This window comes from Stenotrophomonas sp. YJH_SMC_64 (assembly GCF_059371375.1).
Genome location: NZ_JCAFUN010000001.1, coordinates 234,034 through 247,260 on the forward strand (window position 1 = coordinate 234,034; position 13,227 = coordinate 247,260).

The 13,227-nt window shown below is 67.5% G+C and carries 17 protein-coding genes; 9 read left to right on the plus strand and 8 right to left on the minus strand.

Annotated elements, in window-relative coordinates:
* Nucleotides 1-34 precede the first annotated feature (34 nt).
* Nucleotides 35-598, plus strand: a complete 564-nt coding sequence (locus tag AC5P9L_RS00995; RefSeq protein WP_024957101.1) for a DUF3016 domain-containing protein — start codon at nucleotides 35-37, stop codon at nucleotides 596-598.
* 186 nt (nucleotides 599-784) lie between these two features.
* On the opposite strand, the gene alr is transcribed toward AC5P9L_RS00995, so the two are convergent.
* Both alr and AC5P9L_RS01005 read right to left on the minus strand, forming a co-directional pair.
* Nucleotides 785-1,852 (minus strand): alanine racemase, encoded by a 1,068-nt coding sequence (gene alr, locus AC5P9L_RS01000; RefSeq protein ID WP_099524723.1) that lies wholly within the window; start codon nucleotides 1,850-1,852, stop codon nucleotides 785-787.
* Nucleotides 1,831-3,135 carry a D-amino acid dehydrogenase gene (locus AC5P9L_RS01005; protein ID WP_005412127.1) on the minus strand — a complete coding sequence of 435 codons (1,305 nt, stop codon included), beginning with the start codon at nucleotides 3,133-3,135 and terminating at the stop codon, nucleotides 1,831-1,833. Before AC5P9L_RS01005 ends, alr begins: the two co-directional genes overlap by 22 nt.
* Nucleotides 3,136-3,284: 149 nt before the next feature.
* Here AC5P9L_RS01005 and AC5P9L_RS01010 point away from each other — a divergent pair, with 149 nt between their 5' ends.
* The gene (locus AC5P9L_RS01010; RefSeq protein ID WP_005407919.1) at nucleotides 3,285-3,764 is read left to right on the plus strand and encodes an Lrp/AsnC ligand binding domain-containing protein; all 480 of its coding nucleotides are present in this window, start codon (nucleotides 3,285-3,287) and stop codon (nucleotides 3,762-3,764) included.
* 109 nt (nucleotides 3,765-3,873) lie between these two features.
* On the opposite strand, the gene AC5P9L_RS01015 is transcribed toward AC5P9L_RS01010, so the two are convergent.
* Both AC5P9L_RS01015 and AC5P9L_RS01020 read right to left on the minus strand, forming a co-directional pair.
* A complete protein-coding gene (locus AC5P9L_RS01015; RefSeq protein WP_004140556.1) occupies nucleotides 3,874-4,053 on the minus strand; it encodes a hypothetical protein in 180 nt (59 codons plus the stop codon).
* Between the two features lie 144 nt (nucleotides 4,054-4,197).
* Nucleotides 4,198-4,575 (minus strand): classical arabinogalactan protein 4, encoded by a 378-nt coding sequence (locus tag AC5P9L_RS01020; RefSeq protein ID WP_262101930.1) that lies wholly within the window; start codon nucleotides 4,573-4,575, stop codon nucleotides 4,198-4,200.
* Nucleotides 4,576-4,715: 140 nt separating this feature from the next.
* Between AC5P9L_RS01020 and msrB the strand changes: the two genes are divergently transcribed.
* From msrB to AC5P9L_RS01045, 5 genes are all read left to right on the plus strand, one after another.
* Nucleotides 4,716-5,183, plus strand: coding sequence for a peptide-methionine (R)-S-oxide reductase MsrB (gene msrB, locus AC5P9L_RS01025; RefSeq protein ID WP_262101931.1), 468 nt, complete (start codon nucleotides 4,716-4,718; stop codon nucleotides 5,181-5,183).
* A gap of 91 nt (nucleotides 5,184-5,274) precedes the next feature.
* Nucleotides 5,275-6,129, plus strand: a complete 855-nt coding sequence (gene motA / locus AC5P9L_RS01030; RefSeq protein ID WP_005407915.1) for a flagellar motor stator protein MotA — start codon at nucleotides 5,275-5,277, stop codon at nucleotides 6,127-6,129.
* 3 nt (nucleotides 6,130-6,132) lie between these two features.
* Nucleotides 6,133-7,071 (plus strand): flagellar motor protein MotB, encoded by a 939-nt coding sequence (motB, locus tag AC5P9L_RS01035; RefSeq protein ID WP_099561297.1) that lies wholly within the window; start codon nucleotides 6,133-6,135, stop codon nucleotides 7,069-7,071.
* A gap of 128 nt (nucleotides 7,072-7,199) precedes the next feature.
* Nucleotides 7,200-7,688: a hypothetical protein gene (locus tag AC5P9L_RS01040; RefSeq protein WP_043033926.1), complete on the plus strand. Its 489-nt coding sequence runs from the start codon at nucleotides 7,200-7,202 to the stop codon at nucleotides 7,686-7,688.
* Between the two features lie 13 nt (nucleotides 7,689-7,701).
* Nucleotides 7,702-7,977 (plus strand): DUF4031 domain-containing protein, encoded by a 276-nt coding sequence (locus AC5P9L_RS01045; protein WP_043033927.1) that lies wholly within the window; start codon nucleotides 7,702-7,704, stop codon nucleotides 7,975-7,977.
* Between the two features lie 219 nt (nucleotides 7,978-8,196).
* Here the strand turns inward: AC5P9L_RS01045 and AC5P9L_RS01050 are convergent, their stop codons facing one another.
* Nucleotides 8,197-8,739 (minus strand): DUF6630 family protein, encoded by a 543-nt coding sequence (locus AC5P9L_RS01050; protein WP_012479021.1) that lies wholly within the window; start codon nucleotides 8,737-8,739, stop codon nucleotides 8,197-8,199.
* A gap of 90 nt (nucleotides 8,740-8,829) precedes the next feature.
* Between AC5P9L_RS01050 and AC5P9L_RS01055 the strand changes: the two genes are divergently transcribed.
* Nucleotides 8,830-9,078 carry a DUF3297 family protein gene (locus AC5P9L_RS01055; RefSeq protein WP_005415112.1) on the plus strand — a complete coding sequence of 83 codons (249 nt, stop codon included), beginning with the start codon at nucleotides 8,830-8,832 and terminating at the stop codon, nucleotides 9,076-9,078.
* Nucleotides 9,079-9,177: 99 nt separating this feature from the next.
* Here AC5P9L_RS01055 and AC5P9L_RS01060 read toward each other — a convergent pair whose 3' ends face one another.
* The 3 genes from AC5P9L_RS01060 to AC5P9L_RS01070 form a co-directional block, all read right to left on the minus strand.
* Nucleotides 9,178-10,827 carry a Na+/H+ antiporter gene (locus AC5P9L_RS01060; RefSeq protein ID WP_005407909.1) on the minus strand — a complete coding sequence of 550 codons (1,650 nt, stop codon included), beginning with the start codon at nucleotides 10,825-10,827 and terminating at the stop codon, nucleotides 9,178-9,180.
* A gap of 117 nt (nucleotides 10,828-10,944) precedes the next feature.
* Complete coding sequence (locus AC5P9L_RS01065) at nucleotides 10,945-11,733, minus strand: dioxygenase family protein (protein ID WP_005407908.1); 789 nt, start codon at nucleotides 11,731-11,733, stop codon at nucleotides 10,945-10,947.
* 31 nt (nucleotides 11,734-11,764) lie between these two features.
* Nucleotides 11,765-12,175, minus strand: coding sequence for a DoxX family protein (locus tag AC5P9L_RS01070; RefSeq protein WP_005407907.1), 411 nt, complete (start codon nucleotides 12,173-12,175; stop codon nucleotides 11,765-11,767).
* A gap of 96 nt (nucleotides 12,176-12,271) precedes the next feature.
* Between AC5P9L_RS01070 and AC5P9L_RS01075 the strand changes: the two genes are divergently transcribed.
* Nucleotides 12,272-13,153: a LysR family transcriptional regulator gene (locus tag AC5P9L_RS01075; RefSeq protein WP_005412119.1), complete on the plus strand. Its 882-nt coding sequence runs from the start codon at nucleotides 12,272-12,274 to the stop codon at nucleotides 13,151-13,153.
* Nucleotides 13,154-13,227 lie beyond the last annotated feature (74 nt).

Sequence of the window (13,227 nt, forward strand, 5' to 3'; positions counted from 1 at the left end):
CATCGTCCCCAGCGCGGGGACGCAGGAGACCGTCATGAAACGCGCACTCGTGATTGCCCTGCTGGCAGGCGCCCTGGTGGTGAGCGGCGCCAACGCTGCAGCGCGCAACGTAACCGGTACGGACGCGCCGCGTGCGTTGCAGGCCAATGGCCCGGTCAGCGTGAAATGGGAGGATCCGGCCACGTTCACCGAGATCCGCCAGAGCACCAACCGCTTCGAGGCCGAACGCGGTGACTGGGTACAGCAGCTGGCCCGCTACCTGCAGACCACCGCTGCCAAGCCGCTGCAGCCTGGGCAGACCCTCGATGTCACCCTGGTGGACATCAAGCGTGCCGGTGACTACGAGCCGTGGCACGGCCCGCGTGCGCGCGACATCCGCGTGATGCGCGATATCTACCCGCCCCGCATCACCCTGCACTACACGTTGAAGGACGCCGACGGCCGTATTGTGAGCGAAGGCGACGCCCGCCTGAGCGACTCCGGCTACCTGCAGGGCAGTGGGTTGCTGACCAACAGCGATCCGCTGCGCTACGAGAAGCGCCTGATTGATGACTGGGTGAAGCGCCAGCTCGCCAGCCAAGCCACCGCTGCGCGCTAGGCCCCCCGGCAGGTGTCGACCTTGGTCGACACGCATTCATGGCGCCGACCAAGGTCGCCCGCCACCGAAGCCGCGCATGGCAACCGCTGCGCGCCAGGCCCCCCGGTAGGTGTCGACCCTGGTCGACACGCATTACAGGGCGCCGACCGAGGTCGCCCGCCACCGAAGCCGAGCGTGGGCTCGGCGCTACACGTATACCTTCGCCACGCGCTTGACCGCGCACGGCAGCTGGTACGCGCTCACGCCGCAGCGCGGCGCCAGTTCCGCCAACGTCGGCGCACTGCCCCACAGTTCCACCACGCTGCCCACCGCGGCCTGCGGATGCGCCGTCAGGTCCACCGTCAGCATGTCCATCGACACGCGCCCGATCAGTGCGCCGGGCTGGCCATCGATCAATACCGGCGTGCCATTCGGGGCGAACTGCGGATAACCGTCGGCATAGCCCAGTGCAACCACACCCACGCGGGTGCGCGCCTTGGCCACGAAGCGCGCGCCATAACCCACCGGCTCACCCGCTTCGATCCAGCGTTCGGCGATCACTTTCGACTGCATCGTCATCACCGGGCGCAGGCGCTCGGTCAGCGTGGTGTCGTCCGGCAGCGGGTTTGCGCCATACAGCATCAGGCCCGGGCGCACCCAGTCGCTGCGCACGTCCGGCCAGCCCAGCAGCGCCGGCGAATTGCACACGCTGGTCTCGCCGTGCAGGCCGTCGATGGCGCGCGCGAAGGTCGCCGCCTGCTCGTGGGTGCGTTCGCTGTCCAGCTCGTCGGCGCGCGCCAGGTGGGTCATCAGCACGATGCGCTCGACCTGCGGCAGCGCTGACAGGCGCGCGTGCGCCGCGCGGAAGCTGTCCACGTCCAGGCCGAGGCGATGCATGCCGCTGTCCAGCTTCAGCCACACCGTCAACGGGCGCGGGCTGTCGAAGGCGGCGACGGCCTCCAGCTGCCACGGCGAACCCACGGCGAACCAGAAATCATGCTCGGCCACCAACGCCATGTCGCTGGGTTCGAAGATGCCTTCCAGCAGCAGGATCGGCGCATGGATGCCGGCCTGGCGCAGTTCCAGCGCCTCTTCGATGGTGGCCACGCCGAAGCCATCGGCCTCGCCTTCCAGCGCCTGCGCACAGCGCACCGCGCCATGCCCATAGGCATCGGCCTTGATGATCGCCAAGGCCTTGCCACCGCCCAGTTCACGGGCGAGCCGGTAATTGCTGCGCAGGGCGCCCAGATCGATCAGCGCGCGGGCAGGACGCATGTGCGGTTCTCTTGTTGCGGCGCGTGACCGTACTGGCCGTAGCGGAAAATATCCAGGCCTTCGGTGCTGATCTGCGGCTGGCGCGCGCTCATCAGGTCAGCCAGGTAGCGGCCCGAGCCGCAGGCCATGGTCCAGCCCAGGGTGCCGTGGCCGGTGTTGAGGTACAGGTTGCGGAACGGCGTGGCGCCGATCACCGGCGTACCGTCCGGCGTGGCCGGGCGCAGGCCGGTCCAGAACTGCGCGCGCGACAGGTCGCCGCCCTTCGGGTAGAGGTCGCTGACCACCAGCTCCAGGGTCTCGCGGCGGCGCTGCGACAGCGACAGGTCGAAGCCGGCCACTTCGGCCATGCCACCGACGCGAATGCGGTCGTCGAAGCGGGTGACCGCCACCTTGTAGCTCTCGTCGAGGATGGTCGAGGTCGGCGCCATCGCCGGGTCGGTGATCGGCAGGGTCAGCGAATAGCCCTTCAGCGGGTACACCGGCAGGCGCATGCCCAGCGGTGCGACCAGCGCCGGCGAATAGCTGCCGAGCGCGACCACGAAGCGGTCGGCGGTTTCCAGCTTGCCGTCGATGCGCACGCCGGTGATGCGGTCGCCATCGAACTCCAGGCCGGTGATGTCCTGGTCGAAGCGGAACTCGACACCGGCATCCACGCACATCTGCGCCAGGCGACGGGTGAACAGCTGGCAGTCGCCGGTCTGGTCACGCGGCAGGCGCAGCGCGCCGACCAGGCCATCGACATGCGCCAGCGCCGGTTCGGCCTGGATGATGCCGGCGCGGTCCAGCACCTCGTACGGCACGCCGTACTGGGCCAGGATCTCGATGTCCTGCGCCGAGGCATCCAGCTGCTGCTGGGTGCGGAACAGCTGGGTGGTGCCCAGGTCGCGGCCTTCGAATTCGATGCCGATCTGCGCGCGCAGCTCGTTCAGGCAGTCGCGGCTGTACTCGGACATGCGCACCATGCGCGCCTTGTTGATCGCGTAACGCTCGTGGGTGCAGTTGCGCAGCATCTGCCACAGCCAGCGGTACTGGGCCAGGTCCATGCCCGGTTTGATCGCCAGCGGCGCGTGCTTCTCGAACAGCCAGCCGATGGCCTTCTTCGGCACGCCCGGGGCCGCCCACGGCGAGGTGTAGCCGAACGACAGCTGGCCGGCATTGGCGAAGCTGGTTTCGAGCGCCGGGCCGGGTTGGCGGTCGATGACCGTGACTTCAAACCCGGCCTGTCGCAGGTACCAGGCACTGGTGGTACCGATCACGCCGCTGCCGAGAACTAGGACTCGCATGGGACTTCTCCAACCCGATCATTCCCTGCACTGGAGCGCACAGGGACCATAATTGGGGAAGTATAGACAGCCATTCCCAGTTGATTTGCCTGTTTTGAAATCAACCGGCAGGATGTTCTCCTGCAATTCATTCCCCAAGGTTGACGACCATGGCCACCCGTACCCGCGAACTGGACAAGATCGACCGCAAGATCCTGCGCATCCTGCAGGCCGAGGGCCGTATTTCCTTCACCGAACTGGGCGAGCGGGTCGGCCTGTCGACCACGCCGTGCACGGAGCGCGTGCGCCGGTTGGAGCGCGAAGGGGTGATCACCGGCTACCACGCCCACCTCGACCCGGCCGCAGTGAAGGCCAGCCTGCTGGTGTTCGTGGAAATCAGCCTGGCCTACAAGTCCGGCGACATTTTCGAGGAGTTCCGGCGCGCGGCCCTGAAGCTGCCCAACGTGCTGGAGTGCCATCTGGTGTCGGGCGACTTCGATTACCTGCTGAAAGCGCGGATCAGCGAAATGGCCTCCTACCGCAAGCTGCTCGGCAGCACGTTGCTGACACTGCCGCACGTGCGCGAGTCGAAAAGCTACATCGTGATGGAAGAAGTGAAGGAAACGCTGAGCTTGCCGATTCCGGATTGACGCGGTTGCGATCGGGGTCAGAGCCCGCGTTGCGGGATCCGACCCCGGTCGGGATTCGGCAAGGGGTCGGATCCCGCGCAGCGGGCTCTGACCCCGGTCATGGCAACAGTCAACGCTGCTGTGGATGTTTCTGCGAGCGCTGTTCCTGCTGCTTGCCGCCCTTGTGCGGCTGCTGCGGGTCCATCTGCTGTTGCTGTTGCTGCTGCTGCGGGTTGCGGCCCTGCGGTTCCTTGCCGGGATGACGGTTCTGCTGGTTTTTCATGATCGCGATCCAGTGGACAAAGGACATGCGGCGGCGGAATGCCGGCGCAGGGCCACGGTGGTCCCGGAACGGTTAATCGCAGGCGAAAAAGCAGTGATCGCCAGGAAGCTGTTTTCGTGCGTTCAGCCCGCACGGCTCGCAGTAGCTGCCAACCTTGCCTGGCACCAGAGGTCAGCGCTTGATCTGCTGGCCATCGCCGGCCGGTACGCTGTCGTAATAGCGCCCGGTGCGCGAGTCGAACACGCGGTTCGGGCCGGCCGGGCGCACCCCGGGAACGATGCGGCCATTGCGGTCATAGACCTTGTCGGCCGGCTTCGGTACCGGCGCCGGCACGGCCTGGGCCGGACCGGTGGACTTGATCGGCTGTGCCGGCTGCGGCGAGGGCAGTACCTGCGGCTGCGGGCGCGCAGCCTGTGGCGGCGGCACCACCGGTTGCGGGGCCACGGTGGTGGCACTGCGGGTGGCGGTCGGGCTCGACGACGTCGGTACCTGGGCCTGCGCGACCAGGGGCAGCAGGGCCATCAACAGCAGGGAAAGGGTCGGCTTCATGTCACGCTCCGGCGTGGATCGCATTCACCTTGCGCCTGCACCTGTGTGCCGGCCATGAACGGCCATCTCACTTGCAAGCACGCGCCGACACCCCCACGTTTTCCGGCATCCCCAGGCCATCGACCCCACGGAGCGCCGCCATGACCGCCTTCGATCTGACGCCCCCCACTGCCACCCAGACCGAGGCGCTGGTTGCCGGTCTCAGCAGCGAGGAACGCCGCGTGCTGCTGCAGCACGGCACCGAAGCGCCGTTCTGCGGGGTATTCCTCGACAACAAGCGCGAGGGCGTCTACTGCTGCCGGCTGTGCGCACTGCCGTTGTTCCGCTCCAGCACCAAGTTCGATTCCGGCACCGGCTGGCCCAGCTTCTTCGCGCCGTTCGATCCGGCGCACGTGCGCGAGATCCGCGATACCAGCCACGGCATGGTGCGCACCGAGATCACCTGCGCGCGCTGCGGCAGCCACCTCGGCCACGTATTCCCGGATGGTCCGCCGCCCACCTACGAGCGTCACTGCCTGAATTCCGTCTCACTTTCATTCACTGGCAATGGTGAGCCGTGGCCCGACCCGTTGCAGCGTGGTGGCGCAGAAAACGGTGTGGCGGGCTGAAACACCCCGCTGACCGATTTCACAGAATTCCCTCTTCAGAAAACCGGGCGACGGGCCGACAAGGAGATATCCCCTCTCCTTGCGTCGCCCCATGCTCATCATCGTTGGATTCCTGGTCGTCATCATCAGCGTGATCGGGGGCTACCTCGGTGCCCACGGCCGCCTGGGTGCCCTCTGGCAGCCCTACGAGCTGGTCATCATCGGCGGCGCCGCGCTCGGCGCCTTCCTGGTCGGTACCCCGGCCAAGACCGTCAAGCAGACCCTGCAGGCCATGGTGGGCGTGTTCAAGGGCCCGCGCTACAAGCAGCAGGACTACATCGATGTGCTCAGCCTGCTCTATGAACTGCTCAACAAGGCGCGCCGCGAAGGCTTCATGGCACTGGAAGACCATGTCGAGCGCCCAGCCGAGAGCGCCCTGTTCGGCAACTACCCCAAGGTGCAGGCCGACCATCACCTGATCGACTTCATCACCGACTGCCTGCGCCTGATGATCGGCAGCAACATCGAGCCGCACGAGCTGGAACCGCTGCTGGAACTGGAGCTGGAAAAGCATCACGCCGAAGCCATGGCGCCGTCGCAGGTGCTGACCAAGGTCGCCGACGGATTGCCCGGTTTCGGCATCGTGGCGGCGGTGCTGGGCATCGTCATCACCATGGGCTCGATCGGCGGCGACATCGTCGAAGTAGGCGGCCATGTGGCCGGTGCGCTGGTCGGTACCTTCCTCGGCATCCTGCTGGGCTACGGCTTCGTCGGCCCGATGGCGGCGGCGATGGAAGCCCGCGCCGAACAGGACAGCCGCATCTACGAATCGGTCAAGACCGCCCTGCTGGCCTGCCTGCGCGGCTACAACCCGAAGATCGCGCTGGAATTTGCCCGCAAGACGCTGCCGTCGAACGTGCGCCCGGCCTTCTCCGATTTCGAGCAGCACCTGAAGACGGTCAAGTAAGCCATGGCCGAGAACAAGCCCACCGTCATCGTCCGCCGGATCAAGAAGGCCGGCCACGCCGCCCACCACGGCGGCTCGTGGAAGGTGGCCTACGCCGACTTCGTGACCGCGATGATGGCGTTCTTCCTGGTGCTGTGGCTGATGGCCACCACCAACAAGAACGACCGTGCGGCCATTTCCGAGTACTTCCGCAACCCCAGCCCGCTGAGTGGGCAGAACGCCACGCCGGCGCCCGGCATGGCCGGCCCGGGCGGCGCCAGCACCTCGATGATCAAGCTGGGCGGTGCCACCGACATCTCGCGCGGCAACAGCAACGATCCCTTCCAGAACCAGAAGGAAGCCGTGCCGCAGCCGGTGGACCAGCAGCAGCGCGACAAGCAGCAGCTGGAAGCGCTGATGAAGGAACTGCAGGAGGCGATCAGCAGGAGCCAGGCGCTGGAGCCGTTCAAGGACCAGCTGCTGCTGGACCTGACCCCGGAAGGCCTGCGCATCCAGATCGTGGACAAGCAGAACCGGCCCATGTTCGACCTTGGCAGCGCCACGCTGAAGCCGTACACGCAGCAGATCCTGCACGAACTGGCCGAGTACCTGAACCATGTGCCGAACCGGATCAGCCTGACCGGCCACACCGACATCACCGCCTATTCGGCCGCACGCGGCTACGGCAACTGGGAACTGAGCGCCGATCGTGCCAACGCCGCACGGCGCGCACTGGTGGACGGCGGCCTGGAGGACAGCAAGATCACCCGCGTGGTCGGCCTGTCCTCGTCGGTGCTGTTCGACAAGACCGACCCGCAGAACCCGATCAACCGCCGCATCAGCATCGTGGTGATGACCAAGGCCGCCGAGGAGGCCGCCCTGGCTGGTGCCGGCCCGCAGGTGGGGCTGTCGGCGCCCACCGCCGACCCGGACGTGCAGGCCGCGCCGGGGCCGGCAAAGTAAACGGCAGGTGCGGGCCCTGGTCCGCACATCCGGGAAAAGCGTGCGGACCAGGGCCCGCACGCACCAGGGGCATCACCCGGCGCACCCGCTACAATGGCGGTCTTTCCGTTTCCAGGTGATCCCACCCCATGTCCCAGAACTCCAAGGCCAAGCGCGACAAGCGCAAGAAGCAGCAGGCCAAGCGCCCGTTCCTGCGCCTGAACGCGCAGCAGCAGGTGCAGAACCATGCCGTGCTGACCAACGAAGACGGCCAGGTGGTCGCGGCCATCGGCCTGCAGGGCCGTGAGTGGCTGCTGGCCATCGGCGGCCAGACCATGGGCAACGCCGAGAACCCGGTACCGATGCTGGCCATGCTCAAGCACCTGGCCAACGTGCAGGAGAAGGAAGGCCGCAAGGTCAACCTGGAGTACTCCGAACTGCTGCAGAAGCTGCTGGACACCCTGGCGGCCGAATCCGAGCAGACCGCCGACGAGTACCTGGACAAGCTGGTTGCCGAGTTCGAAGGCGTCGACGCTGCTGAAGGCGAGGAAGGCGAAGCCGCCGACGGCAAGGTGGCCGAAGAAGCCGCTGCCGAGGCCGCTCCGGCCGCTGACAGCGACAGCAAGCCGCAGGCCTGAACCGGCCGCGGCGGTGACGGTCTACGTCGATGACGCGGTGCATCCCTGGCGCGGACAGCGCTGGGCGCACCTGATGGCCGACACCCTGGCCGAGCTGCACGCGATGGCGGCGCAGCTCGGCATTCCCCCGCGGGCCTTCCAGAACAAGGCCAGCGGTGCCCACTACGATGTCACTTCCGAGCTGCGCGCACAGGCGATCGCGCTCGGTGCGCAGGCGATCTCACGGCACACCGACCGTGAACTGGTCAAAACGGTGATTGCCAACGCCAGGGCGCAGTACCGGCCGTAGGCCACGTCGCGGGTTCGCCGGACACCAACCGGCACCGACCGGGTAGAGTCGACTGTCAGTCGACTGCTCTCCCATCCGGCCGCGAGAACCCCGCGCTGCGCGCGATAGTCGACCAACAGTCGACTCTACCCCGTCGGGTCGTCTCCAGCGGATCAACCCATCAGGCCGCACCCAGCAGATCGTCCCCGCCGGGTCGTGCCGGGGGGATCGGCCCATCGTTCAGAACGGGTCGCTGCCCAGCCGGATTTCCACGTTGAGCAGCGAGCACAGCGCCAGCATTGCGTCGTCGTCGCGGGTCAGCGCCATCACGCCGGTGAAGCCGTCGCTGCCGGCATCCACGCTCCACAGCGTGTAGTTGTGCTCGCGCAGGCGGTCGAAGGCGGTGGACATCAGCTGCACGCCGTCCAGGCCTTCGGCGAAGTCCTCGTCATCCAGGTCGCCGCCCCAGTCCAGCTGCAGGTTGAAGCGCGCCGACAGCTCGTTCACTGCCGACTGCAGCGATTCCAGATCATCACGCTCGACCTCGAAACCGGACTGCCAGGCGATGGCCGTGAACAGGGCCGGCAGCCAGTCGCTGTCCGCTTCCAGCGGCTGCCCGTCCTCGGCCAGGTGTTCGCGCCAGCGGTTGAACTGCTGCAGGGCCAGTTCCTCGTCGCCCGGGTTGATCAGCACCAGCAGGTTCCAGACCCGTGCCTCGAAGCCATCTTCGTCGAAGTCGTGGATGTCTTCCTCGAAGTCGAAATAGTCGCTGTTGTCGGGCATGGCGGAACTTCCTCTGGGGCAGGCCGGCATTCTACGGTTTATCCTGTGCCGCTGAAGCCGGCCTTGGTGGCCGTCACTGTGAATGAAGCGATGAGCGATACCCCTCCCGACCACCTGGCGATCAACCCGGCCAGCCCCTTCCATGATGCGCAGGCGCTGGAGCGCGGCGTCGGCGTGCGTTTCAACGACGTCGAGCGTGACAACGTCGAGGAATACTCGGTCAGCGAAGGCTGGATCCGCGTGCAGGCCGGCAAGGCCCGCGACCGCCGCGGCAACCCGATGACCATCAAGGTCAAGGGCAAGGTCGAGGTGTATTTCCTGGACCAGAAGCCGGAATAAGCACGGCTCCCGGATCCTGGGGTCAGATCCCTTTCCTGCGGAAAGGGATCTGACCCCGATCAACGCGGACCAAGGTCCGCACCCACCCGGGGTACACGGTCATTCGCGCTTGCGCGATTCCAGCAGGTCCAGGTTGCGGATCAGGCGCCGCGAGATCTCATCGGAGATCACCCCGCGCCGGGTCAACCGGAACAGCTCCTCGCGCTCGGCATTGAGGCCGGCGCTGCGCAGCTGGCGGTAGCCCATTTCCATGCGCCGTACCTTCTCCGGGTCCACGTCGGGCCCATCACTGTCGCGCTCCAGGTGGCGCTGGTAGAGCAGGCTCACCCGCGAGGCGGCGTCGTTGTACAGCTGCACGTTCTCGGTGTTCTGGTTCATCACCAGCTGCTGGCGCATGCGCTCGACCCCGGCCAGCGCGGCCTTCGACGACAGCCGGCGTGCCAGGTCCTCTTCCTTGCGCTCGCCCGAGTCAGCCGGCAGCTGCAGGCCCTTCAGCAGCTGTGGCAGCGCGATGCTGGCGCCCAGCAGCGAGAACAGGATCACCGATGCGGCCAGGAAGATCACCAGGTCACGCGCCGGGAATGCACTGCCGTCGGGCAGGAACAGCGGCAGGGTCAACACACCGGCCAGGGTGATCGCACCGCGCACGCCGGCCACCGAGGTCGCCACCACGATGCGCCAGTTCGGTGCCTCGCCCCGCTCCAGGCCGCGACGGCGCGCGCGCAGCAGGTTCCAGCGCAGCGACAACCACACCCACAACAGGCGCAGCACGACCAGTGCCAGATTGATCACCACCACATACACCAGCAGCCACCACGCACTCTGGTGGCCGGTCTCGTTCATGGTGGTGGTGGCGCGTTCGACGATGCCCGGCAGCTGCTCGCCCAGCAGCACAAACATGATGCCGTTGAAGCTGAACTGCAGCATGTTCCAGACCCCGGCGCGCTGCACGCGCATGCTGCCGGAGACGCGACCGGTCAGCTCGACATAGCTCATCGCGATACCGGCGGCGACCGCGGCGAGGATGCCCGAGGCATGGATCTCTTCGGCCAGCAGGTAGGCCGCGAACGGAATGAGCAGGTTGACCAGCATCGCCGCGCCGGGCTCCTCGCCAAAGCGGCGCCACAGCCAGCGCTGGAAGGTGGACACACCCAGCGTCACCGCCACGCCCACCGCCAATCCCGCCACCGCCACCCACACGAAGGTCAGCGAGGCCGTGGCCAGCGAGAAGGTGCCGGTCATCACCGCCGCCACCGCGAAGCGGAAGCAGACCAGGCCCGAGGCATCGTTCAGCAGCGACTCGCCTTCCAGGATGTGCATCAGGCGCTTGGGAATCGGCGCCTTCGAAGCAATCGCGCCCACCGCCACCGGGTCGGTCGGCGAGACGATGGCCGCCAGCGCGAAGCACACCGCCAGCGGCATCACCGGAATCAACCAGTGGATCAGGAAGCCGGCGCCGATGACGGTGAACACCACCAGGCCGAACGCCAGTTCGAGGATCGCGCCCTTGTCGCGGAACAGGCCCTGCTTGGGGATGCGCCAGCCATCGAGGAACAGCAGTGGCGGCAGGAACAGCAGGAAGAACACTTCCGGCTCCAGCGCGTGGCCGCGGTTGAACACCCCGGCGATGACCGCACCCAGGCCGATCTGCACCAGCGGCAGCGGCAACGAGAACGGCAGGACGCGAACCAGGTAGCCGCTGGCGACAACGGCCACCAGCATCGCCAGGACGACTTCAATGGTATGCATGCTTCTTCCAGGAAGCGGCGCGTGGGGAGGCTTGGAGGCCAGCGCCGGAAACCCGGAAAAAACTACCACATGCGGCCATGGCCGCGACGGCCGGGGCCGCCGCGCGTCAGCCCCGGCTCATGCCCCGTCGAAGCGGTACAGATCCATGGCGAGGAAGCCGGCATCGATGCCGGCATCGATGCGACGCGCACCGAAACCGCCCTCGCCGGCCGCGCCCATTGCAAAGAACAGCGGCAGCAGGTGCTCGTCGGTCGGGTGCGCGCGTTCGGCGAACGGCGCCTGCCGGCGGTAATCCAGCAGGGCCTGGCGGTCATCGGCGGCCAGGCGCTGCTCCACCCATTCGATGAAGGGCCGCACGTACGGCGCTTCCTTGCCGTCCTGGTAGTCGCCCCAGTCGTGCAGGTTGTGGGTGATGCTGCCGGAGCCGACCAGCAGCACGCCCTGTTCGCGCAGCGGCGCCAGCGCACGGCCCAGCGCGAACTGATGCTCGGGGCCGAGCAGCGGCTGGATCGACACCGGCACCACCGGGATGTCCGCCTGAGGGCGCAACAGCCGCAGCGGTACCCACGCGCCGTGGTCGAGGCCACGCTGCGGGTCGATGGCCACTGGCAGGCCTGCGGCGGCGATGCGGCCGGCCACTTCTTCGGCCAGTGCCGGATCACCCGGTGCCGGGTACTGCAGTTCGAACAGCGCGCGCGGGAAGCCACCGAAGTCGTGGATGGTCGGCGGCTGTGGATGCGCGCCAACCAGCGGCTGCCGGCCCAGCCAGTGCGCCGAAGCCATCACGATGGCGCGCGGCGTCGGCAGATCGCGCGCCAGCTCGGCCAGGCGCACGCCAACCTGGCCCGGCTGCAGGGCAGTCATCGGCGAACCATGGGAGATGTACAGCGAAGGCAGGCGGGACATGGAATTCTCCAGTTGCAGGATCAGGCGGCGATCAGCGCGAACGCAGGGTCCACTTGCCATCGCCGAGCAGGAACAGCACCACCAGCGCCAGCGCCCAGAACGCCGGGTATTCCCAGCCGCCGCCAGCATTGGCGAAACCGAAGCCGTTGGCGCCGTGCACGGTGACGATGGTGCCCAGCAGCAGCGGCACGCCGACCAGGCCCACCCAGCGTGCGTAGATGCCCAGCAGCAGCGCGACGGTGATCACCAGTTCGACGCCGATGGTGAGGTAGCCGAGCACACCGGGCAGGCCCAGAGACTCGAAGAACGCCGCCGTACCGGCCGGGGTGAAAACCAGCAGCTTGGTCAGTGCGTGGACCAGGAACAGCACGCCCAGAGCCAGGCGCAGCAGGGTGGCGCCATACGGCGCCAGCGGCGAAACAGGAGCGGTCGTGGTGTGCATGGCAAAGCACCTTGAAGGGAGTGGGCACAGGTTATTGCGCCTTCACTGGCCGATAAATACGATCGTTTGACCGTATTTATTTCACAAGGCGCAACAATGGACACCCTCGAGGCGATGCGCGTGTTCGTGGCGGTGGTCGAGCGCAACGGCTTCAGTGCCGCCGCCCAGGCCCTGGACATGTCCACCGCCGGCGTCACGCGCCAGGTCGCGGCGCTGGAAAAGCGCCTGTCCACCCGCCTGCTCCACCGCACCACGCGCCGGGTCAGCCCGACCAGTGCCGGCGCCGCCTACTACGCCCAGTGCGTGCGCCTGCTGGCCGAATTCGACGCGCTGGAAGCCAGTATCGGCGCGCAGGCGCTGGAGCCTTCGGGCACGCTGCGCATCAACGCACCGGTGAGCTGGGGCATTGCCCGCCTCGGCCCGCTGCTGGCCAGTTATCGCCAGCGCTTCCCGCAGGTGGAGCTGGACCTGGCGCTGTCCGACCGGCTGGTGGACATGGTCGAGGAAGGCTACGACGTGGCCATCCGCATCACCCGCGAGCCCGGTCCCACGCTGATCGCGCGCCGCCTGGGCGAATCGCGGGTGAGCCTGTGCGCCGCGCCGGCCTACCTGGCCGCACACGGCACCCCGCAGACCCCGCAGGAGCTGCAGGCACACGCATGCCTGAGCTACAGCTACTGGGCCGCCGGTGATCACTGGCCGCTGCAGGGGCCCGGCGGTGAAGTGAAGGTGGCGGTAAGCAGCCTGCTGCACGCCAACAACGGCGACGTGCTGCGCGAAGCGGCGATCGCCGGCATGGGCGTGATCCTGCAACCGGACTTCCTGCTGGAAGACGCACTGGCCGATGGCCGTCTGGTGCGCGTCCTGCCCGAGTGGGAGGCCGCGCCGATCGGCATCTTCGCGGTCTACACCAGCCGCAGCCACCTGGCACCGAAGGTGCGCAGCTTCATCGACCACCTGGTGGAGGCCGGGGTGTAGCCGAGCCTGGCGTTTGCGGTAGTGCCGGCCGCTGGCCGGCAATCAGACACCTCCCGGTCCTGGGCGAATGCCGG